The sequence below is a fragment of the Brevibacillus sp. NSP2.1 genome, from assembly GCF_000470975.2.
Classification (GTDB): Bacteria; Bacillota; Bacilli; order Brevibacillales; family Brevibacillaceae; genus Brevibacillus; species Brevibacillus agri.
Genome location: NZ_CP048274.1, coordinates 2635756 through 2659525, shown reverse-complemented (window position 1 = coordinate 2659525; position 23770 = coordinate 2635756). Strand labels below are relative to the sequence as shown.

The following is a 23770-nucleotide window of genomic DNA, read 5'->3' as shown; positions in this document are numbered from 1 at the left end:
CGAAGCAAATAAAGCTCACATATCATGAAGAAATACCCCAGAGCGAGATCGCGATACGCCTTCATGATATGTGAAGTTGATCTACTTCGCTAAAATGAAAGTGTCATAGGACGGAACTGCCATGTTAAAACCAAAACTTTTTGAAAACCTAAAACGACGAAAGCCCTTCCTCTCTTCCATCCTTGCGGCTCCGATGACCGCGCCAGTGTGAATCGGGATTTCAAAAACGTTATCCATCAGCATACACCTCGAAGATTTAGGCTCAAGTATTCAAGTAGCATTATCATTTTACCATAACCAGACCGTAAAAATCAACCATTTACTACTACTCTATCAGAAAGGCAACTGCTACAATAGGCTCGGGAGGGATTGCGAATGCAAAAAAACATCTGGACGAAACAGGAAGTAATCGAGTTGCTGGAAAAACAGACACCTGTACTCATCCTTGACGTCCGCGACGAGGCAAAATTCCGGAACGGAACGCTCACCAGCGAATTGGCCGCAACCAAAAACGTTCCCTATGTGCACATGCTCGAACGTGACAAGCCCTTAGATGAAGAAACAGAATCCGTGGCGCGAAAAGCGCAGGTCATCACGGTCTGTACGTCGGGCAACAAAGCGCAAAAAGCGGCTGCTCTGCTGCGCGAGCACGGATACGAGGCAAAAGCGCTGCTCGGCGGACTGACAGCGTGGAACGAGCCGGAGAGCGAGGGCGAATAAGCTCAGTAGCGCCAGCGTTTCCAGCGGTTTGGCAGATATTACTTCTTTATTTCGGGTGGGATAGTCTGATATTCTGGGTCATGCCAAACCAATAAGCCGAAGCTTCCTCACGAATGGAAGTGCGGGGGATCTTTTTGTGGGTCACGCATCCACTAAGGGGTGAATCGCTCGAAGGAGCGTAGGGTTGTTTCCTCAATCCGAATCCGACAACTAACCTCGTAGGCCAAAAAAAGGAGACGATGTTGAATATGAAACGTTTTGGAGCTACTGCCATCGCGATGACTCTGGGATTGGGCTTGGCTTTGACCGGCTTTACCCCATCTGCATCTGCTGCAGCCAATTGCCCGGTACCAACTGGCATACAATACCAAATCCAGTATCAATGGATTCCATATATGGGTCAGCTTCCATTTGCACCTAGCGCACAGCCACAACAGCCTGCCGCGCCAGTAAATCAGGCGCCTGTACAAAAGCAGCCCGTACAAAAGCCGGTGCAACAAGCGCCACAAGCACCAGCAATGCCAGTACAGAACGTCACAAAGCCGGCTGCTCCGGCGAACCAGGCCGACCAGGCACAGGCTGGCGACTTTGCCAAGCAGGTTGCTGATCTGGTCAACCAGGAACGCGCCAAAGCAGGTCTGGCGCCTGTAACGATGGATGCTGCCCTGTCCAAAGTCGCTCTGGCGAAAGCAGCCGACATGTCGAACAACAACTACTTTGACCACACCAGCCCAACGTACGGTTCTCCGTTTGACATGATGAAGCAATTCGGCATTTCCTACATGACCGCAGGCGAGAACATCGCCATGGGTCAACGCAGTCCGCAAGAAGTGATGACGCAGTGGATGAACAGCGAAGGCCATCGCAAAAACATCATGAACCCGGCCTTCACCAAAATCGGTGTCGGCTACACCAACGGTTACTGGGTTCAGGAATTTATCGGTTAAGAACGTCTTTCCCTGTACACGAAAGCCGGGTACTCTTTTTCCAAAGAGGCCCGGCTTTTTTCGTGTGGAGCTATCCTTGCTCCGTATTTGCCGCGTTTTTCGCTTTGGGGGTGCAGCCGCAGCCTTCCTGCTCCTCAAACAGAGCGACTTCCTTCTGGTTCATCTTCTGCTTCGTTGGATAGGCAGAAACTTGCTGCAGTTCGGCATTGACATCAGACGATTGATTCATCCGTATGGCCCCCTCGCCGCTATTTGTTCGTGGTACGTCCCTAGTATGCGCGAAAAACAAACCGGGTCATTCCTGCCGATCGCTGGAAGCGGCGCAAGGAAGCTGCCGCTGTCAGACAGCGCCGTGTCTACTCATGATATGTTCCAGGTCTTTCAGTGCTGCCGCCGCCGCTGCTGCCGGGTCCGACTTCCCGCCCACGACCATCAGTTCGCCCATGACGTCTGTTTCCACGCGGATCGCTTTCGTCGTCCCTTTTACTTGGGCAAAAGGATGCATCGCATCGACTGCGACAAGCTCAACCGCTGCCGCTACGCCGTCTGCTGTCGGCCGGATCGTGCCGATCAGCTTCGGCACCCGTCCGGCGCGTTTCCACTCGGCGATTTGGGCGGGAGACAGGTCGCGAACGCTAGCCCGCGGGATATCGGAGAGCTTCAGCCTGGCGTCGAACACGGCGTTGGCCAAAATCGCGATTTTCGAGGCCGTATCCCAGCCGTCGATGTCGTAGGTCGGGTCCGGCTCGGCGATGCCCATTTGCTGCGCCCGGCGAATCGCTTCCTCGCTCGTGACGCCTTCCTCCATGACGCTTGTCAAGACAAAGTTGGTCGTTCCGGTAAAAATGCCTTCCACATGCTTGATTTCACAGCCCGCCAGATTGTAGCTGAACAGGTCGATCGTCGGCAGGGCGGCCGCTGTTGCGCCGCTGATTTTTAACTGCACGCCTTTTGCTTTCGCCAGGGCAGACAAGCCGGCGTAGTCGACGACGAGCGCGCCTTTGGACACGGCGATCGCGTGCATGCCGCCTGCAAGCGCCTGACGGATGTAGCGAAGCCCTGCCCCCCCTGTCCGGGCATCAGACGGGCCTGCCTCGATCAGCACGTCCGCTGCTACGGTCGACAGCCACTTTTCTGCCTCCCATGCCGGATGAGCGGGCTGTCTGGACTGCGTCAACGACTCAATCTGTTCGTTTGCAAGCCCTTCAGGATCGTAGAGCGCACAAGCCGACCTGGCGACCCCCACCAGCCGGACGTCTGCCTGGTACAGCTTGCGGTACCTGTCCTGGCGCTGCGCAAGAAGCCGCGCAATCTGCTTGCCTACTGTTCCGAATCCTGTCAGTACGATGTTCCAACGCTTCATTTGTCATTCTCCTTGCTGTCGCCAAACGGTTTCTATGCTTTGCGGTACGTCTCTCTTCTGTAGGCCAAAATGGCGTTGGCTTCCTTTTGCCTGAGCGGCTTTCCGGTTTTGGCAGAGTACAGAGCTTCGACGTGGTCGATGAACAAAACGCCTTCGAGATGGTCGATTTCATGCTGCACGCAGCGGGCGAGAAAATCTTCCGCTTCCAGCACGGTCGGCTCGCCCCTGCGGTTTTGCGACTTCACTTTGACGTAGCGCGAGCGGCTGACAATTCCGACGACGCCGGGGATGGACAGGCAAGCCTCCGGGCCAACCTGCACGCCGCTCATTTCCACAATTTCGGGGTTAATCAGCTCGATCAGGCCGCTGCCGCAGTCAATGACAATCAGCCGCAGCGGTACGCCGATCTGTACGGCCGACAGTCCGGCCCGTCCTTTTTTCGCGTAAAGCGTCTGCTTCATGTCTTCCGCGATCATTTCTGTATGAGGAGTCATGGATGAAATTCGTCGTGACCTTTCGCGCAAAACCGGATCGCCAAGTCGTACGATCGTCCGTTCTGCCATCGTACAATCCCCCCTGCCCCTATATGTGCTTACACCGTAGCAAAGCTTTTCGTTCCTTGTCAAAGGAATCCGTGCAAAAATCTGAAAAATCCCCGCCTGCTAGATGACAAATGCATGTAGATGCGCTATCTTTATTGATGATGATAAACAGATGTTCCAAAGGAAGAGGGAGGCTACCATGCATTCACTGGCATCACAGCTGAATGACACGATTCAGCGGGAAAATCCACACGTTTTTGACATGCTGTCCAACATCGGCAAGCTGATTTACTTTCCAAAAGAGGGCATCCTGAGCCAATCGGCTGAAGCGAAAGCAAAAGCGAAAAAATACAACGCCACCATCGGCATCGCGCTGGAAAACGGACAACCTATGCATCTGAAGGTGATTCAAGACAACCTGTCTGCCTTCCAGCCAAAAGATTTGTATGAGTACGCTCCTCCTGCCGGAAAGCCTGAGTTGCGCGCAGCATGGCGGCAAAAAATGATCGAGGAACAACCTGCTCTGGCAAACTATTCCTTCAGCAACCCGATCGTCACCAACGCTCTGACGCACGGGCTCAGCATCGTGGCCGACCTGTTCGCAGACAGCGGAGACAGCGTGATTATCCCGGACAAGAACTGGGAAAACTACGAGCTGACCTTCTCCATCCGCCGTGGTGCCGAAATGGTCTACTATCCATTGTATAACGACGAAATGAAATTTAATGCCACCGGATTGCGCGATGCGATCCTGGCGCAAAAAGATAAAGGAAAGGCGATTGTCGTCCTGAACTTCCCGAACAACCCGACAGGCTATACGCCCGGCGCAGAGGAAGGCCGTCAAATCGTCGCAGCTCTCAAGGAAGGCGCAGAAGCTGGCATCAACATCGTAGCGGTGACAGACGATGCGTACTTTGGCCTGTTCTTTGAAGACTCCCTGCACGAGTCGCTTTTCCCAAGCCTCTACAACGTGCATCCGCGCATTCTTCCTGTAAAAGTCGACGGAGCGACCAAGGAAGAGTACGTGTGGGGCTTCCGCGTGGGCTTCATCACATACGCCGCTCCTTCCAGCGACCTTTTGGCCGCCCTGGAACAAAAGACGTTGGGCATCATCCGCGCCACGATCTCCAGCGGAGCGCACCCATCGCAAACGTTCGTCCTGCACGCCCTCACCTCTCCGGAGTTCAAGGCGCAGAAGCAGGAGAAGTACGAAATCATGAAAGGCCGCGCCAACCGCGTGAAGCAGTTGCTCGACAGCGGAAAATACGACGACGCGTGGAGCTACTATCCGTTCAACTCCGGCTACTTCATGTGCCTCAAGCTGAAAACCGTCGATGCGGAAATACTCCGCCAGCATCTCCTGGATCAATACGGCGTAGGCACAATCGCCCTCGGCCAAACCGATATGCGCATCGCCTTCTCTTGCATCGAGGAAGGCAACATCGACGACTTGTTCGATTTGATCTACAACGGCGTCAAGGATTTGGAAAAAGCCTTGGCTAAATAAAGAGGTTGGAGTAATAAAAAAGCGTTTTGGCCCGGAAGCCAAAGCGCTTTTTTTGCTATGGGCAAGCTGCCGCTTCTTGTTTCCAAAGAGGACGACCAGCCCGGCAGGTTCATGGCGATGCGATTACCGTTCCAGCGTTGTGCCTTTTTGCCTTGTCTGCTGCGTGCCGACGAAAATGGAGGCAAGCACGAGCAGCATGCCGATGCCATGCAGCCAGGTGAACGCTTCGTTTAAAAACAGCACAGCGACGAGTGCCGCGCTGATCGGCATCATCCCGGTAAACAAGCCGGCCTTGGACGCCTCGACCTTGGCGACTCCGTTGTACCAGAAAAAGAACGACAGGACGCTGGCCGTCACGGCATAGTAGACGAGCAGCCACCAAATATGGGCGGGAACCAGTCCCCAGTCAAAGCGGATGCCCTCCCAGACGGCAAACGGCAAAAACATGGCGAAGCTGATGACATTGATCGCAGCCGTCATTTGAAACGGCGTGATTTTGCCCGACAGCCGCTTGGCGAAAATGGTGAACAGCGCTTCGCTCACGACTGCCAAAAAGACGAGCAGGTTGCCGAGCATGCTCGCCAGCGTCTGTGCCCCTGCTCCGCCCGTAAACGTAATCAGGGCGATGCCGCATACCGAGAGAATGATCGCCACGACATTGTTCACCTGAAGCTTTTCCTTCAAAAGCCAGAAGGAAAAAAGAGCGATACAGGCAGGGACGGTGCTGGTAATGATCCCTGCTGCCGTCGCGGTAGTCCATTGGACGCCGTACAGCATGCAAATACTGAACAGAAACACGCCGAAAAACGACTGCCAGAACAGGACGCTTCCCTCTTCCTTTTTCCACGATGTCTTCCACTCGCCGCGCAAAGCCAGCAGCGGCAGCAAAATGACCATCGCGAGCAAAAAGCGCAGCTCGGAAAACAAAAAGACAGGGACGTGCGAAACGATTTCCTTTCCGATGGAAATGTTCATGCCTACCAATGCCATTGATAGGGCCAACTGAATGTAGGCGAACAGCAAGCGTTATCTTTTCCTCCCTTCGTGCTCCTACTCTTTTCCATTCGCCCTGCCCCAATTCCTTTTACTGTGAAAAAATGTCGCGCTTTTTTCAGGCTAATGGCTGCAACTGCTGCCTGCGATCCGCCAAACGTTTTCTCTCTTTCGGCTACCCGGCGTTTTGCAGTTGCTTTTGCACAGGCTCGCTCGCCCGTTTTTTCTCGGCTGCGCCCACGAGCAAGGCGCCAAATGGCAGTTTGCCCAACCCGTACGACAGCAAAAACGAGCCGGCCGCACAGATGGCAAAAACGACCAGGCTGCCGATGATCCCGGTGTGAAACAGGCCAATCGCGCGCAGCCCCTTCATCAAGTAGGTGAGGATCAATGCGTGCATCAAATACGCGCCGTACGAATACTTTCCGACAAGCCCGAGCCAGTGCGTCCAAGCCGCTTTCTTTTTCCCGAGCCAGAGCGCCAGGCCGTACACGCCCAAGAGCGAAGCGACGGTGTACAAAAACATGGACGGCTTCAAGGAGGTCGCGACATTCAAATTGATAGTGCCGCTGTTAGAGTCGCGGAACAGCTCGTAGCCAATCCAGACGTACAACAGGCAAAACGCCGTCGCGGTCAGCGGCCAGCGCTTGCGCAGACTGTCCCTGAAAGCCGGCAGGGCCACGGCAGCCACACCGCCGAGCAAAAAGTAAAAGAAGTAGTAGAAGCTGTTACGATCGCGGTACTTGATAAAGTACGCTTCCAGCCAGCCCCCGGTAAATTCGCCAGGGTGCGCCGGAATATAGCGGGCGGAAAACCACATCAAGCCCGCATACACGCCCCCGGCAACCGCTCCGACCGCAAGAAGGCGGAGGCGGCCCGTGACCAGGCGATGCAAAAATCGAAACAGCTTTTGCCACAGCGGATAGAGCAAATAAAACTGGAAGATCATCACGACAAACCACAAGTGATAGGACGCAGTTCCCGTCACGAGCTTTTTGGCGATTGTCCACAAAAAGGCGCTGCCCTCGCCCAGCGGCTTCGTCTGCACAGCCAGGTAGATGGCCGACCAAATCCCGTACGGCACCAAAATTTCCGTTACCCGCTTGCGCATGAAAGAAAAGTAGTTGACTTTTTCGTAATAGTTGTAAAACAAGACCAGTCCGGTAATAAAAATAAATGCCGGAACGGCGAATTTTAGCAGATGAAACAACATTCCATATACGATAGCCGCTTGCTCGCTCAACCCTTTTTCCCTGATAAAGACGCCGATCACATGCTGATAGACGACCGCGAGAAAGGCAAAGGCGCGAATGAGGTCAAGCTCTGCTATTCGTTCTTTTCGGCCCATAGAAACTACCAGATCCTCCCTGTTTTATTGGACAAGTGTCATCCTTATCTTACAGATCCGTACAGCAACAGGCAACCCTGCATGTTAGAAAACTTGGCGCAGTCTTAGTTGCCCTTTTACTGGGTAAGAATCTTCTAAATTCTTATCTGTACAAAAAGGCCGATGGCGCCGCGGCATCCGCCTGCTTTCTTTATTTTATTGGCGCATCCAGAAGGGGGCGTTTGCCCAGCCTGGCTTTCGGTCATTTCTTAGTGCTGCACCTCGGAATGCGGGAGGCCGCCAGGAACGGCGATCAGCCCAGGCCGCCTGACAAAAGCCTTCACGTTTATATCTACCTCGATATCGGAAAACACCTGATTCCAGTCCGCTCGCACTGCCGCAAACTCTTTTGGATAGTTGCGATGAAACTGCTGGGCGAAGTTCAATATATCTGCCTTTAATTCCTTTTGCACCTGTTTGAGCGCGAGCCGGACTCTCGTTTTGATATCTTCGCGCAGCGCTTCCTCGACCATCGCGATCTGCTGGGGATTGTTCAAGGTCAGCCTGGTGCCGTTTTGCACGATGTCTCTCTCCGTGTCGATATCCACGAGCATCTTCCATTTCCCGTTTTCGATCCGCGGCGTCAGCTTGGTCACCTCGCGAATCGGGTTTAACGAGACGAATCCGTGTTCCTGTTTGAGCTTGACCGTCACCGTCGTGTTGGGGACTTCATTCCTCAGCCAGAGTACCCCTCTCGTCGTCCGGTCAGACAAAAGACCGATCATCTTGCCATTTTGAAAGACAGCCGTACCCGACAAATACGGGCTTGTCTTCTTCGGCTGTCCTTTCTTCGGCGGCTTCATGATGTCGATCATCGGCAAGGCGGCCGCCTCTGTTCTTGCGGCAAACATTTTTTGCAAATCGAGCAGAGTGACCGATAGCCCGACATTCATGTCAGACAGCTTGCGGACTACTTCGGCGGAGTATCGTTCGAGCGGCGGCAGCATCTCCAGAACTTCGCGGGCTTGTCCCCTGCTCACGTACACGAAAGCCCGGTTGCGCGGCTCGGGGTGACGGGCGTAATAGTCGACGTACTCCTTCAAGCCGTGCCGGGCGAGCGCTTGCCCGTAAATATACACCTTGCAATGGCCCCAGAACACTTTCCGCGGTATTTTCAACTGCACTTTGGACATCGCATCGGCAATATTGACCCCTTTTGCCGTGCGAATGAGCGTCATCGCGTTCCCTGCTCCGCTTCCCTCGCTGAGCGAGCGCGGGATGAACACCTGAATCGACAGTTCGATATCGTTTGGCGATGACCAGTCGATGGCGGCAGCGGTCACGAGTGCGACATCGTTTATCTCCACGCGGTCCCAGCACCCGCCAAGCAGACCTGCGCACAGGCAAAAAAGGAAAGCAAGCCGCTTCATCGGCTCCCTTCCCCTTCGAAGGGCGAGAGTTTCGCTAGCGGCCAGATGAAGCTCTCTACCCCGCGCGCGTACACGAGCAGATCAGGCTTCTCGCTGATCGGCAGCGCGAACGGGGCGAGCATGGAGTTTTCGCGGATATGCGCGTCGGCCCGCTGCAACATCCACGGCTCATGGAACACGTTGGCACAATAAAGTCCGTTTGTTTTCTTGCACTGGCAAAACAGCGTATAGCGTTCGGTCAGCCAGTGCTCCAGCGTACCGGCGCGGGCGAGGGCCGGCTCGGATACAGGCCAGTAGCTGCCGCGAAATGCAGCCGCATCCGCTCCTGCCGAAAACCGCTCCGACTGAAAATCAATGCGGTCAGCGTGAACCAGAAGATCCATCTTCGTATGATAATAGGGCAGCCGATACCAGTACTCGGCGATTTTCGTCACGAGCAAATGAGAAGTATCCAGCGACAAAAAGTAAACGCCTCGTGTGGAGCCTGCCCTCACATATGTTCGCACATTGATCTCGGGGAAGGTCGTGACATACGGGACTGGAAACAGGCGGCGGAGACGGACTCTGGTGAGCAGAAACGGAATGACGCTGATCCAGGCGTGCCCGTCATACGTATCCAGTTCCAGGCCTGCCGGAATCAGGCTGCGGATCGCCTCGGGCGAAACGGCCCAGTGCGCAAACAGCAAATGCTCCCACGTCTGCGTCATCCTCCAGCCTTTCTGTTGTCGCTTTTCCCTGATTGGAATGATTCCCTGGTTCATACGAATCCCTCCCCAACGTCGCCAGCCATCGTCATGTTTGTTCAACTTTCCGCAGAAGAATGGAAGGCGAGCGGTACTTTCGTCACTTTGCTCGTCAACTCATCAAGCGCTACGAGGTCGTCTGCTGTCACATCACGTAACGAAGTTTTTCCCAGGGCGAGTATGGCAATTTCCATTTCGTCTACAAAAGAAAGGAAAAAATTCGCCAAGTATTTGCTTGCTTGCTCGGCGTTGAATTTGTCCTTCAGCTTTCCCGGGTAATTCGTCAGCTCTGTCGGCGGCTCCCAAGGGATCGCCTTTGTCACCTGATCGTGGGTCATCGCCCACAGCATGGCCGTTCCCATAAAAATGCCATCCGCCCCCAGCGCAATCGCCTTCAGACACTCGCCAGGGGTCGTGTAGCCGCCACCTGACAAAAGCGAGATGCGGTCTTTGACCCCTCTCTCCTTCAAGTATTGGACGGCCCGGCACAAGGCGTAAATCGTCGGCAAGCCGAAGTCATCCTCCAAAATCGGCGGGCCGCCCTTCGTCCCTGCCTGCCCCCCGTCAATGCTGATGAAATCGACGCCAGCCTGGATGGCAATTTCCAAATCCTGCTCCAACACAGCGCTGGCGCATATTTTCACGCCAATCGGAACTCCGTCTGTGATCGCGCGCAGCTTGTCGACCAGCTTGCGCAAGTCTTCCGGGCTGTTGACCTCCGGCTGGCGCGAAGGAATGACGACCATTTCCTCGCCCTCCACCCCCATCAGTTGGCTTGCCTTGCCCGTTATGTATTCACCGGGGATAAAGCTGGCCGCTGCCGCCGTCGCGCCTTGCCCGAAGTGAATTTCAATGGCGTCTGCCTGCCGCAGCGTCTCCGGCTCCTTGGACCACGTGCCGGAATTGTATTGAATGATGAGATACTTGGCGTATTTTCTTTCCTCTGGCAAAAGCGGCCCTTCTCCCGTATTGCTCACGCTGCCGACAGCCGCCGTTCCTTTGGCGATCGCAATCTTCACGCTCTCGCTGATGCCGATGCCAAAGCCCATGGCCCCAGACAGGAGCGGGATATCGAGGGTCAGCGGCCGTTTTGCCTTCGGTCCGATCGTGATTTTCATGTCGACCTCGGCGTCCTCGTCAGCCGGCAGCACCGCAAGCTGGGCCGGGGAAAAGATCAGCCCGTCGAAGTTCAGAAATTTGCGCGGACTGCCGAATGGCCGTTCAATCGCCTGCCCTGTCGTCGCACGCAAGCTGTTTTCCACGACGTAGCGCGGACTGACCTTGGTCAATGCCGACACCATCTCGAAAATATTTTCCGGATAGCGGTCCGACATCAATCGCTTCATAAAGCGCCCGAGCAGCCACTGCACCGCAGGACGAAACGTGAAAAACGCCAGCAGCGCAAACAGGATGCCTGCAACGAGCGTTCCTACAAACGAGCCTATTAAAAAATCCATCCATCTCCCGTTCATTTCATCCACCTCCTGCGAGCATGCTGGTTCCAGCCTCTTTTGCTGCTTGCAACCGTCGCTTGACGTGCGCGACTACCGTTTTTCTTGGCTTGCCGGATAGCCCACCGATTCCGAGGTCAGTCCCGGGCGGCGGATCGCAGCGTGAATCTTCGTGCTCACCTCGACCTGCGGGTAGATTTCGTCCCAGCTTTGTTTGACTTCGTCCCATTGTTGCGGGTACTTCCGATGAAAAGCGGCGGCAAAGTTGGTCACATCCGCGTGCAGCTCCTTTTGCAAATAAAACAACGCCAGGCTGACGCGGGAGCGTATTTCGTTTTCGACCGCTTTTTCCACGAGCGCGATGCTGCTCAAATCCATCATGTTCAGCCGCGTTCCGTTTTCGACGACGTCGCCCTCCGTATCAATTTTGACCAGGATGGACCACTTCCCATTCTCGATCTTCGGAACCAGCTTCGTCGTAGCCCGAAGCGGGATGACCGATATAAGCCCTTGTCCCCCCGGAATGTTGACGCTGACGGATGCGCGGATGATCTCGTTTCGCAGCCAGAGCAAACCTCTTGTGGCCTTTGTCGTCAGCGCGCCAATCATTTTATCGTTGCGGAAGATGGCCGTTCCCATCAAGAGCGAGTTTTCCTGGATTTGCGCCTGCTCGTCCAGCTTGCTCCCTTTTTGAATATAGGGAAGGGCCACAGCCCGGGCTTCTCCATTGAGCATGTTTCGAAAATCAACCAAGGTCACGGCCATGCCGATGTGCAGAGTCGCGTATTCCCGCAGCGCTTCCGCCGTGGAACGCTCCAGCAAGGTTTTAATCCCGAGAATTTCCATTGCTTTTCCTTTGGAGATGTACAGATAGGCCCGGTTGCGCGGCTCCGGATGGCGCACGAGAAAATCGATATGATCGGCAATCCCTTCTTTGGCAACCGCTTCTCCAAACAAGTAAATTTTGCAATGCCCCCAAAAAACTTTGCGGGAAAGCTTGGCCTGAACCTTGGACATCGCATCGGCAATATTGATCCCTTTTCCGCTCAGCACGGTCGTCAGCTCGCGATCCGCGCTCATGGTCGGTCCGCCGAGCCCGCCTTCCCCCACCGCTCGCGGGATAAGCACCTGGATGCTCAACACAATCTCGCCCGCTCCCCCCTTGTCCACAGCAGCCGCAGTAATAATCGCAAGGTCGTTGATCTCCGTCCGATCCCAGCAGCCGCCAAGCAACACACAACAGGCCAACAAAATTAACACGCTCCCTCGCGCCCTCACCCGGATTCTGCCTCCTCTGTCTTGCTGCGCTTCCCGCGCATGATCGCCCAGACGAGCAGCCCCGCCGGAATGAAGCAAAAGAACAGCGTCAGCAAGGCCGGAATCGCAAACGTGGTGACATCTCCGAGCATGGAGAAGCTCGGAATGCCCCAAAAGCTGAATATCACCGTCAACACTCCGCTCGGCAAAATGAGCGGCTGGTAAGTAGTCAGGTTCAGCCATTGCGCGGTGCCGAGCACGGTCGCGTAGTAAAACATCGAGACTTTGACGAAAGCGCCGATAACCCAGATCGCCATGACGGCCGATTCCATATTCTCAAAAAAATCGGCGACGTTTACATACTTGGCCGTATCCATAATCGGAAACAAGATGTTGCCGAGCGCGTCCCCCATCAAAAACAGCGTGACCAAATTCGCGATCGTCATCGTCAGCATGGCGCCGGCCACTACGAAAAAGGCCGACCGCGCACCTTGCCTGCGGTTGGACAGGAAGGGCAGCAGGTAGGAAATCAGAAACACCTCGGTGAACCAGCCAAGCGGCGTGACCGCTCCTTTCATCGACGGCAACACCCCGTTGTCCAAAATCGGAAACAGGTTGCCAGGGTCCAGAGCGGGAAAAACCAGGCCGATCATTATCAGCAGCGGGAGGATGAACACCGGGAAAAACACTTGCGCCGTCCGCCCCAGCACCTCGATGCCGCCTTTTACCGCGAGCGAACAGACGAAGATCAGGGCGGACGAGATGACGCCAAGCGGGGTTTCCTGCAGGAACAAGGCGATAAAATCCGCATACTCCCGCACGATGATGCCGTTTACTTGCAGCAAAAAGTACAAGTACAAGAAACCGAGGACTGCCGCAGGAACTTTTCCGGTAATTTCCCGCGCATGTTCGATGACCGACATGCCGGGGAAGCGCTTGTTGAGATGGATCGCAATCCACACGCTGAAAAAACCGATAAGCGAAGCCCATAGCGGAGTGAGCCACAAGTCGTTTTGCGCGTGCTGTGCCATGATGCTTGGTCCGACAAGCATCGCTGTGGACACGAGGACTGGATACATCATCATCCCCATCTGCAAGGCTGATATTTTTCCCGTTTCGAGCATGGTTCCTCATCCTTCTTGCTTTTCGGAATGGGCACTGCCGGACACCGCGGCTATTTGGGCTTGGCTTTGCTGCTTGCCTTTTTTTCGCCAATAGGCGAAGCCGAGCAGCAGCAACGGGCAAATTGTCTGCATGAGCGGGCCGTAAAAAGGGAACGCGACAATGTCGAAGCGGCCTGCCTCGTTCAGATTCGGCATCGACCAGAAGCTGAGCGCCGCAATGAGCATCCCGATCGGAATGACAATCGGGCGATAATCTGATAGCTCCAGCCACTGGCTCGTCCCCAGCACAGTGGCGTAGTAAAACACGCTGATTTTGACGTACATCCCCAAAATCCAGACGGTCATGACCACCGAGTCCAGATTTTCAAAGAAGTCCGCAATGCTGATGTAGCGAAAGGCGACCATGACCGGGTACATGTAATCCGCCGCCTGCCGCCCGAAGACGAGCAGGATGAAAAAATTGATACAGGTCAATAGCAAGGCGATCCCGAGGATGACGAGCATTCCTGCGCGCATGCTTTTGTCCCGGTTCGTCACATAAGGAAGCAAAAACGACATCAGGAAAACTTCGCTGAAGTAGCCTTGGGGAATCAGCGCCCCTTTCACCGACGGCAGCAAGCCGCGTTCAAACATCGGGAACAGAAACTCGAAGTGCATGTCCTGGAGCAAAAACGGCATCAGGAGCAACGGAAACAGGAAGAGCAAGAAAAAGCCTTGCGCTGTCCTGCCGATCACCTCTAACCCTGCCCTTACGGCATACGCGCACACGGCTATCATCGTGAGAATGACGACGCTGATCGGCGTTTGCGGCAAAAAGTTCCCGATGATGAACTCGGCATAGCCTCTGGCGATCAGGCCCGTCATGTGAACGTAAAAAAACAAAAGAAGCAGTCCGAAAATTTTTCCCGGGACTTTGCCGATGATATCTGTGCTGTACTGGATCACCGTTTGCTGCGGATACAGCCTGTTCAATGCAAACGCGATGTACACCGTAAAAAATCCGATTAGCGATGCCAAGAAAGGCGACAACCACAAGTCGTTTTCCGCGTATTTGCCCGTGTAGCTCGGCACCACAGTCACAGCCGAGGCCACGATGGCTAAAAAGACCATTTTGCCCATCTGAGCGGAAGAGATTTTTCCCTGTTCTAGCAAACGCCCCACCCTTTTTTACTCCAGAAATTGACCTAGCGGCTTGAAAATCGCATTGATGAGCGTAGTCGGCCCCGGCAAGTTCGGCAAATCCAGCAACGACAAAACCCAGCCTGTGAACAGCAGGGTGATGAAGGACACCTTGTCCCGCCCCGGCAAGCGCGAAAGACGCGGCCATTCGAACGTGAACAGGATACAGGCAAAGGCGCTCATCGTGACAATCTGGCCCCATTTCAAGCAGGATCTCCCCCTTTTTCCGGACCTGGCTTCTGGTCGGCCCCCTGCCTTATTTTTTGATAATCGCCAGTCAGGTGCGGTCGCTCGTTCATCATCCACCACGGCGCGCGGACGATGGTGTCTTTCCACTCCGAAAACTTCATCGGCCCGACTGGCGTCAAATAAGGAACCCCTAAAGAGCGAATCGTACTCAAATGAATGACGGTGACGATGATGCCGAGCATAATCCCCAACAGCCCGAGCGTGCCCGCGAGAAACATCATGGGAAAGCGCAGCAGTCGAATCGAGATGCCTGCGATGTAGTGCGGAATCATAAAGGAAGCGATCCCGGTAATGGCGACGACAATGACCATCGGAGCGGAAACCAGCCCCGCCTGTACGGCAGCCTGACCGATGACGAGCGCGCCCACGATACTGACAGCGGCACCTACCTGTTTGGGCAGCCGGACGCCAGCTTCCCGCAGCGCCTCGAATGTAATCTCCATCAGGAGCGCTTCGACCAGGGCGGGAAAAGGCACGGGCTCGCGGGACGCCGCCATGCTGATTAACAGAGAGGTTGGCACCATTTCGTGGTGGTACGTAATCAGCGCCACGTACAGCGAAGGCAGCACAAAGGAAATCACCGTGAACAAGTAGCGGAGCCAGCGAATCGCAGTACTCGCAATCGACCGTTGGTAGTAGTCCTCGCTCGATTGCAGCAGGGAGAACAGCGTCGTCGGCGCAATCATCACAAACGGCGTGCCGTCTACGAGAATGGCGATCCGGCCCTCCAGCAAGTTGCCGCACGTCACATCCGGGCGCTCCGTCGTCAAAATTTGCGGGAAGGGCGAAGCGGGATAGTCTTCGATCATCTCCTCGATATACCCGCTCTCCAGCACGCCGTCGATGTCGATCCGGTTCAGCCTCGCCCGTACTTCCGTGACCAAATCCGCGTCCACAAGCCCGTCCACGTACGCGAGCACGACTTGCGTCTTCGTGTAGCCGCCAATCTGCATTTGCTCCATTTTCAATGCCGGCGTCTTGATGAGCCGCCGCAGCAGCGCCGTATTGACCTGAAGCGATTCGGTGAAGCCCTCGCGCGGGCCGCGGACGACTACTTCGGCCATCGGCTCCTCGATTTGCCTTTTTTCCCATCGTGCCAGGCCAAAGGAAAGAGCGCGCTGCTGCTGATCGATCAACAGGATCGGATAGCCGTTTGCGACAGATTCCAGACAGTCCTCGAAGGTCGCCAGCTCATGCGTTTTCGATACGGACACAACATTGTCCAGCAGCTTGCTGATCGCCGAATCCTTCGGCAGCTTCGTCTTCATCAGCACGGACAAGACGGTGCGCTCCAGCTCCTCGTTGTTCGTCAAGCCTTGGATGTAGATCGCAAGCGCCCGGGTCGATCCTCCGATGCGAAAAGAGCGGAAAACCACATCGGCGCAATTGGCATAAAGAGCGCGCAGTTGCTGCTCGTTCTCGGCAAGCTCCCTGTGCAAAGGCGTATGCGAAGGCACTGCCTGCTGTTGCTGGAGCCTTTGCTTGTGCGATCTCCACCATTTTCGCGCGTTCCGGCTCACACCCCCACCCCCTGATTCCCAAACAGTCACGCTTCCCCCCGGAATGAGGCAAGCTGTGAAATGAGTTAGGGAAATTTTGCCCCATTCATGCCACTTTTATCCTGTCTGTCCGCATGGAATTGGACGAAACGGCCTGTTGGCAAAAGAAAAAACGCCCGGATCAACCGGACGTTTTGGAACGCAGCCATTTCCACAAATAACAGTAACAGGATGTCAGCACAAGCACGACAGCGATCGTCATGAGAGTGTCAAAGCGCATGATAGCCTCCTTCTCTTTCCGTACTCTTTTACTACGAGCAAGCCCGGGAAAAAGTAACGGTGTAGCATCAGGCAAAAACAAAGAGCCCCGCTTGTGCGAAGCTCTTTTGCCAGCCATGCCTCTATTAATCGGGTTGGGAAGTCGTTTTCCCGTGTGGACGCAAAGCTCTTTTCCACATATCCAAAACCATGCCGACCGCAACAGCGATCAAGGCAGGCAGCAGCCAGCCAGCGCCCTCCTTGTAAAACGGCAAAGCCGCCAGCACGCCATCCCACCCGCGAGCGAGGAACAAGACATTGACCAAATCGGCCAGCCCGAACAGCGCGACGACCCCAACTGTCGTGATGTAGACGAGCGAAGTCGCCGGAATGAACCGCTCCACCAGCGCGAGCAAAATAAGAACGATCGCAACCGGATAAATCGCGCCGAGCACGGGTACGGATACGGTCAAAATTTGCGTCAGCCCCATGTTCGCCACGATCATGCTCAAGACGCTGAGCACCGTCACCCATCCTTTGTACGGCAAGCCGCCGAACAGCCCATGAAAATATTGGCTGCACGAGGTCACAAGGCCAATCGACACACAGAGGCACGCGACGGTGAAGATCACGCCGAGAATCAACGTTCCGCTCGACCCGAACAACTGATTCATCATGTTCGCCAAAAGCTGTGCGCCATTTTCCGCCTTGCCCAGCGAAGCGGCGGAAGCGCCCATGATCCCCAAAATCACGTAGATGACTGTGAGCAATAGCCCTGCCCCGATCCCCGCGCGGATCATGCTCGCCGACAGCTTCTTCGTGTCGGTAATCCCTTTGGCGCGCAGCGTGTTGGCGATGACGATGCCAAACACGAGTGCGGCCAGCGCATCCATCGTCAAATACCCGTCCAGAAACCCTTGGACAATCGGATTGGTGCCGTACTTCCCTGTCGGCGTCCCCATCGCTCCGAGCGGCGTCACCAGACTTTTCACGTAAATCAGCGCGATCAAGGCCAGCAAAGCCGGTGTCAGCAGCTTTCCAAAGCGATCGACGAGCTTGGAAGGAGACAGGCTCAGCCAGAAGACGATCAGAAAAAAGACGACCGTGTACACGAACAGGCTGAGTTTGGAGGCAACCAGCGGTTCAGGCAAAAACGGAGCCATCCCCATCTCGAAGGCAAGGCTTCCCGCACGCGGAATCGCGAGCGCAGGCCCAATCGAAACGTAAATCAAAAACGGAAAAATAAGAGCAAAAACGGGATGAACCCGGCTCGCCAGGCTGTGGAAGCTGCCAGCTTTTGCCACCGCCACCACGCCGAGAATCGGCAAGCCGACGGCCGATAAAACAAAGCCGAGCAGCGAAGACCAGACAAGCGAGCCTGCTTCCTGACCGAGATAAGGCGGAAAAATCAGATTGCCTGCCCCGAAAAACATGGAGAAGAGCATAAAGCTGATGAGCATCCATTCTTTTTTAGACATTGTTGTCATTGTCGAACATACTACCTCCCTCCATAATGAGAGGCATTCTATCAACTTTTGATATAATACGCCAGTGCTTCTCCTTTTTTCGCAATAGCAAGTGCATTGCGACAGCTTGCGCAAGGCCCGGCCAGCCAATCCCGGAAATCGGCTTGTCCACGCCAGAAAAGCGATGGGATAACCACCTGTCGCTTTTCTGGCTGCACCCGACTAGGTGGTTATCCGCTCATCGTTTTCGCATGGCCAAAATGCGTCTGTAAAAAGTCTGGTCCAAAAGCTGTTGAAACAAGGACAGCGACGGGCGAAAATTCGCTTCGATAATCCACGGCTTCCCGTGAATGTCGATACCCATATCCAAGCCGATTTCCCTCAAGGTCGGGTACGCTTTGCCCAAGCAATGTCCGACCGCAAGCGACACGCTTCTGATCTCCCTGAGCAAATCCGGTCCGGCCGCGACGTTGGACTGGCGAATCGCGGTGCGAAGCGGCAGCACCTTTCCCCTGCTGCGCGCCACGTTCGTGACGACGAAGCCTGGTCCAGCGAGCTTTGCCACCCAGCCCGTGATGATCCAGGGCGAAGCTTTGCCAGTGCGCTGCAGCATCACGCGCACGTCAAAAGGCTTGCCGTTGATCCGGCCGAGCGGAATGCGCGGCTGCAGCAAATACTTTTTCGGACGGAACAGCGAGCGGACGTACTGCACGGTTTTTTCCTTGCCTTCGATAGTCCGCCGCACATTGCCGCTATGGACGAGGTAGCGCTCTTCGCCCAGGTCGGTCAACTGGATGATCCCTGCTCCGCCTCCGCCGCCGGACGGCTTGAGCATCACGCGCTTGTAGCTTTCCGCGTACTCCCATAACGCCTCCGGAGAAAACAGCCGGGTCTTGGGCAGGTGCTCCCGCAACAGCTCATCTTGGACCATGTGCTGATGCTTGCCCCATTTTCCTACGTTTGGCGCTTTTATGGCAAAGTCTCTCCATTCGTAATGAGATGATGCTCTTCGATTTTGGTGATGCGATTGTGTTCATCCACAAACACGACCTTGGGCACCAGTTGATCGCATTCGCTCTCGTCGTACATGCCCATGCTTAAAATAATGACGATGTCGCCTGGGGAAAACAGGTGGGCAGGCGGGCCGTTCAGACAAATTTTCCCGCTTCCTTCTGCTGCCGGCAGAACGTATGTTTTCCAGCGCGTCGCATTGCGCAGGCTGGTAATTTGCACAATCTCGTAGGGCTTGATATCGGCCGCTTTCATCAGGGCCACGTCAATCGTAATGCTTCCGACGTAGTCCAGCTCGGCCTGCGTCACCGTCGCCCGGTGGATTTTACCTTTGCACATGTGGCGTTGCATCGGATGTTCACTCCTTTTCAAACCGCTGACATCAGTCTATGTGCGAGAGAATGTCCGGGAAACCATGGACAGCCAAAAGGATTGCTCACGCCGTACAGACTGCCTGTGCCAGATCAATTCCATAGGCGGAGCACAGCTTGGCGAGCTCCTCCACCACGGTTTGCGGAAAAGGAATGCCGTCCTGCTTGCGGGCCGTCATGATTCGCTGCTCGATCTCGCCGGGAATCAAAATTTCCGCGACACCGGGAGCAGTCGGGACGTTTTTGACTTGGCGAATGTATGCGTCCATGCTTTGCCTGAATGCATCGAGCGGCAGGAAGCGCTGTACGTCGATGCACAGGAAGACGTGTCCGATGTCTTGCGGGTCTTGCCAGTTGTCGTACAAGCTTTTCACGCCGGGGCCGACCGCCGCGCCCGTGAGCAGCCCGCAGACAATGTCAATGAACATGGCAAGTCCGTAGCCTTTTGCTCCCCCGATCGGCAAAAGCGAGCCGAGCAAGGCTTTCGTCGGATCGTGAGTGGGCAAGCCGTCGGCGTCGATCGCCCAGTCTTCGGGGATGGCGCTCCCTTTTTTCGCAGCCAGAGCGATTTTGCCGCGCGCAGCCACACTCGTCGCCATGTCGAGCAAAAAAGGCGGCTGCTCGCCAGCCGGAATGCCAATCGCAATCGGATTCGTTCCGAAAAACGGCACAATCCCTCCGGTTGGTGCCATGGATGCGGGCGCATTTGACAAGACGAGCAAAATCAATCCCTCGTCCACTGCCTGCTCCGCGTAGTACGAACAGGAGCCAAAGTGGTTGGAATGCCGCACCCCGGCCAATCCGATGCCGTGTTGGCGGGCAAGCTGCTTCGCTTCGTCCAGCGCCGCTACTCCGACGACAACGCCGAGCTGATTTTTGCCGTCGATGAGGGCGGTCGCGCCTTGCCGGACGACGAGCGCTGGCGGCTGCGTCAGCTCGATCAGTCCCGCCTCGATCCGCTGCACGTAGATCGGCAGCCGCGACAAGCCATGGGATTCGACTCCGCGCAAATCCGCATGGACGAGCGACCGGGCCACAAGCTGCGCGTCTTCTCCCCTGACGCCCGCGCGAGAAAGGACCTGTGCAGCGACCTGCTCCAACCCCTTCCAATGAAAGCGTGTAGGGTTCACCTTCGCTTTCCCTCCCCGATCTTCGTTTTTTCGATCTGCATCTGAATATAAATATGTCGGCGCCGCAGCGACCGTCACAGGCATTGACCCGGTAGCGGAGAGAGCGGCTTGCCGACACGGCGGCACGCGAAAAAGAGAAGCCCCTTGCGCTTTTCGCGGCAAAAGGAGCTTCTCTACTTTTACGGACAGTTTATTCGTATGTGGCGACAGTCGAAACGATCCGGTCCTGCAGCTCGACGAAAAAGTCCTCGTCCTCTACGAAGCCGTTGAAGATGATCGAGACGATCAGCCTCTCGCCGCTTTTCGTCGTGAGATAGCCGGACAGGCTGTTTACTCCGGTCATCGACCCGGTTTTGGCATGCAGGCTATGGGCGGCGGCCGTTTCCACCAGCCGGTTTTTCAACGTACCGTCTACGCCCGCGACAGGCAGTGACGCCTCGTAAGTGGAAAAAGCCGGCTGCTTCGCCATGCCTTCCAGCACAGTGGCGATGTGGCGGGCCGAGATGAGGTTGTAGCGCGTCAGCCCGGAGCCGTCCACCATGTCAAAATTCGCCTTGCCGCCCATTGCCTGCACAGCTTCCTGGACGACTTGTGCGCCTGCTGCCGCGCTGCCTTCGCCTTTTTTCACGGCGCCTAACGTTTTCAACAGCATTTCCGCGTAAAAGTTGTCGCTTTTCTTGTTCAGGTACGAAACGATTTCTTTTAACGGCTGCGAGGCAAATTCGTTCCACTTGACCGCTGTATGAGGCACAGGCGAAACGAGCAACTCGCTGCCCGGAGCGAAGCGGACGCCCTCGCTCTCCAGCGCTTCCTTGAGCAGCGTCCCGACGTATTTCGCAGGCTCCTCCACAGGCACGCGCTCGTAGTCGCCGGGATGGTCGAGCGGGAGGTTTCCGGTCAGGCGAATCGTATTCGTTCCCCGGTCGCGCACGATGGCAAACGTGTTTTCCTGGCCTGGCTCTACCGTTTTCGCTTCGTTGATGACCTCTGCGTAGGACGTTCTCGGCAGCAGATTGAACGAAACGGCGTCTCCGGCTTTTGCGGCAGGCTCGTACTCGACCATGACTGTGCCGCGGTTTACGGCCAATGCGCCGAGCGTCGGGTTGTAGTAGTAGCTCTCGTCATCCCAGGCCCAGCCCAGACCGAGCCGTTGCGCGTCGAAGTAGCTTTCGTCGAGCACCAGGTTCCCCTGAATCTCTTTGACTCCTTGCTCTTTGATCCAGGCGGCGATTTTTTCAATCGAGACGCCTTCCTGCACCTTCAGGGCGTTTTCGGTGTGCAGAGATGGATCGCCGTAGCCTTTGACGTACAGATTGCCTCGCTGCACGCCGTTTTTGGCGACGGGCGCATCCCCGTACAGCTCCGTCTTGAACGTGTAGTCCTCTCCGAGCTGGGAAAGCGCCGCAGCCGTCGTCAGCAGCTTGAGGTTGGACGCGGGCGTGAGCAGTGCATCGGCCTCTTTTTCGTACAAAATGGCTGCGTCCCCCGTTTTGTCTAGCGACTTGACGAGGACGCCTGCGGTCATGCCGACTGCCTGCGGCTGCTCGAACAGCGGATCGAGCAAGGCCGAGAGCGCGTAGGTTTTTTTTGCTTCCGGCGGATCCCCTTGCACGGCGGCGAGCTGCGGATAAGACGCGAGCAGCGTGCCCACGAAGTCTTGCAGGTCGCGCGCATACTTCGACTTGTAAATGCCGTTAATCAGGATGGAAAAGGCCAGCTTATGGCCGTTTTGCGCCGTGACGTAGCCGGACAGGCTGTTGACGCCGCCCATCGAGCCTGTTTTGGCGATGAGGTTTTTCGCTGCCGCCGTACCGAGCATTCTGGTCTTCAACGTGCCGTCGACGCCCGCGACTGGCAACGATTTTTCCAACTCCACGCTGTAGCTCTGCTGCTGCACAAACGCCAAAAGCCGCACGATCTGCTCGGCTGAAACCAGGTCAAAACGCGACAGGCCCGAGCCGTCAACCTGGCGATAGCCGCTGTCGATGCCGGCACGCTTCATGACGTCCGCTACCGCTTCACTTCCGGCTGCGAATGTGCCCGCCCCTTTTTGCGTCGCGCCGAGCGTCTTGAGCAGCATTTCGGCGTAAAAATTGTCGCTCTCCTTGTTCAACTCCACGATCACTTCGCCGAGCGGCTTGGAGAGATGGGTAGAAAAAGGCACGCCGGATTGCACCACTGTCTTTTTCACGGCTGCGCCCGGATTCAGCCCGATGCCTTGTGCGAGCAGTTGCTCTTTCCAGACATCCCCGACGAACAGCGCCGGGTCCTCCAGCGTGACATCCTCCTCATACGGTTTGGCGGCAAGCCCAATCGTTCCTGTCAGCACAACCTCGTTTTTTCCACGCGGCCGCTCAAGTGTGATGTTGGACTCGCTGCCTTCCACCGTCTGCAGCTTGTTGATGACTTTTACGTATGTAGTAGCCGGTTCCACCGCCAATGTCGGTGGCGCATTCACGGCCTTCCCCGGTGTAACGGTCAACGTCGTGACATTTTTATGCACAGAAAGAGCGCTCAGTTGGGCGCTGTAGCCATACGGCTCATCATCCCACATCCAACTGACGCCAAGGCGCGTATCGTCGAAGTAGCTTTCGTCCAGCAGCAAATGGCCGTTGATCCGCTTGATCCCGGCCTGCTTCAATACGCTTGCCATCTGCTGCAAGTCCGCTGGCGTCAAGGTCGGGTCGCCGTAGCCTTTCAACACCAGATCGCCCTGCAAAACGCCGTCCGCACTGACCTTTCCTTGCAGGAAAAGCTCCGTCTTCCACTGGTAGTCCGGCCCGAGCTTATCCAGTCCGGCAACCGTGGTAAACAGCTTCATGTTCGAGGCGGGAATGTAGTTGCGCTCGGCGTTGTGCCGATACAAATACGTTTTGTCCGTCAGGTCGTAGACGACAATCCCCGCATACAGCCCCACGCTGTTCTCGTCGCGCTTCAGGTCCGTCAAGTATTTCTCGATGTGATCGGCGAGCGCGCCCCTGGTGGCGGTGTCTTCCCTCGCAAAAGCAGGAGACGCCGCGAGCTGCAACACAAGCGCAAAAAGCAGAAAGCACGTACAGACGCGTCGAAAGACAACCAACTGATTCATGTTACCCTCCTTGTCCTAGTCTTGACGTTTTACGCAAATTCCACAGTACGCCCCAATGATAGCATCTATTTAGACTTTTCGGAATATTACTATCCTACTAAAAGGAAACAGAGGA

The 23770-nt window shown here is 55.7% G+C and carries 21 protein-coding genes and 1 riboswitch; of the genes, 3 read left to right on the top strand and 18 right to left on the bottom strand.

Annotation, left to right across the window (positions count from 1 at the left end):
* Positions 1 to 375 precede the first annotated feature (375 nt).
* Both M655_RS13465 and M655_RS13460 read left to right on the top strand, forming a co-directional pair.
* Positions 376 to 720, top strand: a complete 345-nt coding sequence (locus M655_RS13465) for a rhodanese-like domain-containing protein (protein ID WP_005828690.1) — start codon at positions 376 to 378, stop codon at positions 718 to 720.
* 84 nt (positions 721 to 804) lie between these two features.
* A riboswitch (cyclic di-AMP (ydaO/yuaA leader) is annotated at positions 805 to 960 on the top strand.
* Positions 961 to 968: 8 nt separating this feature from the next.
* Complete coding sequence (locus tag M655_RS13460) at positions 969 to 1667, top strand: CAP domain-containing protein (protein WP_026557232.1); 699 nt, start codon at positions 969 to 971, stop codon at positions 1665 to 1667.
* 70 nt (positions 1668 to 1737) lie between these two features.
* Here M655_RS13460 and M655_RS13455 read toward each other — a convergent pair whose 3' ends face one another.
* The 3 genes from M655_RS13455 to def form a co-directional block, all read right to left on the bottom strand.
* Entirely contained in the window at positions 1738 to 1896 is a 159-nt protein-coding gene (locus M655_RS13455; protein WP_005828694.1) for a hypothetical protein, read from the bottom strand.
* A 111-nt stretch (positions 1897 to 2007) separates the two neighbouring features.
* Positions 2008 to 3030, bottom strand: coding sequence for a homoserine dehydrogenase (locus tag M655_RS13450; protein WP_026557233.1), 1023 nt, complete (start codon positions 3028 to 3030; stop codon positions 2008 to 2010).
* A gap of 32 nt (positions 3031 to 3062) precedes the next feature.
* On the bottom strand, positions 3063 to 3593 hold the full coding sequence (def, locus tag M655_RS13445) for a peptide deformylase (RefSeq protein ID WP_005828697.1): 531 nt from the start codon (positions 3591 to 3593) through the stop codon (positions 3063 to 3065).
* Between the two features lie 178 nt (positions 3594 to 3771).
* On the opposite strand from def, the gene M655_RS13440 reads away from it, so the two are divergent.
* Positions 3772 to 5079, top strand: coding sequence for an aminotransferase class I/II-fold pyridoxal phosphate-dependent enzyme (locus M655_RS13440; RefSeq protein ID WP_026557234.1), 1308 nt, complete (start codon positions 3772 to 3774; stop codon positions 5077 to 5079).
* A 123-nt stretch (positions 5080 to 5202) separates the two neighbouring features.
* Here M655_RS13440 and M655_RS13435 read toward each other — a convergent pair whose 3' ends face one another.
* The 15 genes from M655_RS13435 to dacB all read right to left on the bottom strand — a co-directional run bounded on the left by M655_RS13435 (position 5203) and on the right by dacB (position 23655).
* Positions 5203 to 6102 carry a DMT family transporter gene (locus tag M655_RS13435; RefSeq protein WP_005828700.1) on the bottom strand — a complete coding sequence of 300 codons (900 nt, stop codon included), beginning with the start codon at positions 6100 to 6102 and terminating at the stop codon, positions 5203 to 5205.
* A 145-nt stretch (positions 6103 to 6247) separates the two neighbouring features.
* Entirely contained in the window at positions 6248 to 7420 is a 1173-nt protein-coding gene (locus M655_RS13430) for an acyltransferase (protein ID WP_026557235.1), read from the bottom strand.
* A gap of 248 nt (positions 7421 to 7668) precedes the next feature.
* Positions 7669 to 8829 carry a Ger(x)C family spore germination protein gene (locus tag M655_RS13425; protein ID WP_026557236.1) on the bottom strand — a complete coding sequence of 387 codons (1161 nt, stop codon included), beginning with the start codon at positions 8827 to 8829 and terminating at the stop codon, positions 7669 to 7671.
* Positions 8826 to 9590, bottom strand: a complete 765-nt coding sequence (locus M655_RS13420; RefSeq protein ID WP_035422717.1) for a YqjF family protein — start codon at positions 9588 to 9590, stop codon at positions 8826 to 8828. The genes M655_RS13425 and M655_RS13420 overlap by 4 nt, the downstream gene beginning before the upstream one ends.
* A 41-nt stretch (positions 9591 to 9631) precedes the next feature.
* Entirely contained in the window at positions 9632 to 11044 is a 1413-nt protein-coding gene (locus M655_RS13415; protein ID WP_007782090.1) for an FMN-binding glutamate synthase family protein, read from the bottom strand.
* A gap of 72 nt (positions 11045 to 11116) precedes the next feature.
* A complete protein-coding gene (locus M655_RS13410) occupies positions 11117 to 12283 on the bottom strand; it encodes a Ger(x)C family spore germination protein (RefSeq protein ID WP_035317149.1) in 1167 nt (388 codons plus the stop codon).
* Positions 12284 to 12297: 14 nt separating this feature from the next.
* The gene (locus M655_RS13405; protein WP_026557239.1) at positions 12298 to 13404 is read right to left on the bottom strand and encodes a GerAB/ArcD/ProY family transporter; all 1107 of its coding nucleotides are present in this window, start codon (positions 13402 to 13404) and stop codon (positions 12298 to 12300) included.
* A gap of 6 nt (positions 13405 to 13410) precedes the next feature.
* Positions 13411 to 14565: a GerAB/ArcD/ProY family transporter gene (locus M655_RS13400; RefSeq protein ID WP_005828709.1), complete on the bottom strand. Its 1155-nt coding sequence runs from the start codon at positions 14563 to 14565 to the stop codon at positions 13411 to 13413.
* Positions 14566 to 14571: 6 nt separating this feature from the next.
* Entirely contained in the window at positions 14572 to 14790 is a 219-nt protein-coding gene (locus tag M655_RS13395) for a hypothetical protein (RefSeq protein ID WP_026557240.1), read from the bottom strand.
* Positions 14787 to 16352, bottom strand: a complete 1566-nt coding sequence (locus M655_RS13390) for a spore germination protein (RefSeq protein WP_026557241.1) — start codon at positions 16350 to 16352, stop codon at positions 14787 to 14789. The genes M655_RS13395 and M655_RS13390 overlap by 4 nt, the downstream gene beginning before the upstream one ends.
* 383 nt (positions 16353 to 16735) lie before the next feature.
* Complete coding sequence (brnQ, locus tag M655_RS13385; protein ID WP_026557242.1) at positions 16736 to 18076, bottom strand: branched-chain amino acid transport system II carrier protein; 1341 nt, start codon at positions 18074 to 18076, stop codon at positions 16736 to 16738.
* 217 nt (positions 18077 to 18293) lie between these two features.
* A complete protein-coding gene (locus M655_RS13380) occupies positions 18294 to 18986 on the bottom strand; it encodes a YheC/YheD family protein (RefSeq protein WP_007782076.1) in 693 nt (230 codons plus the stop codon).
* A 38-nt stretch (positions 18987 to 19024) separates the two neighbouring features.
* Positions 19025 to 19417, bottom strand: a complete 393-nt coding sequence (gene panD, locus M655_RS13375) for an aspartate 1-decarboxylase (RefSeq protein WP_005828718.1) — start codon at positions 19415 to 19417, stop codon at positions 19025 to 19027.
* 85 nt (positions 19418 to 19502) lie between these two features.
* Positions 19503 to 20567, bottom strand: a complete 1065-nt coding sequence (locus M655_RS13370; protein WP_005828720.1) for an Ldh family oxidoreductase — start codon at positions 20565 to 20567, stop codon at positions 19503 to 19505.
* Between the two features lie 190 nt (positions 20568 to 20757).
* A complete protein-coding gene (gene dacB, locus M655_RS13365; RefSeq protein ID WP_026557243.1) occupies positions 20758 to 23655 on the bottom strand; it encodes a D-alanyl-D-alanine carboxypeptidase/D-alanyl-D-alanine endopeptidase in 2898 nt (965 codons plus the stop codon).
* Positions 23656 to 23770: the final 115 nt, after the last annotated feature.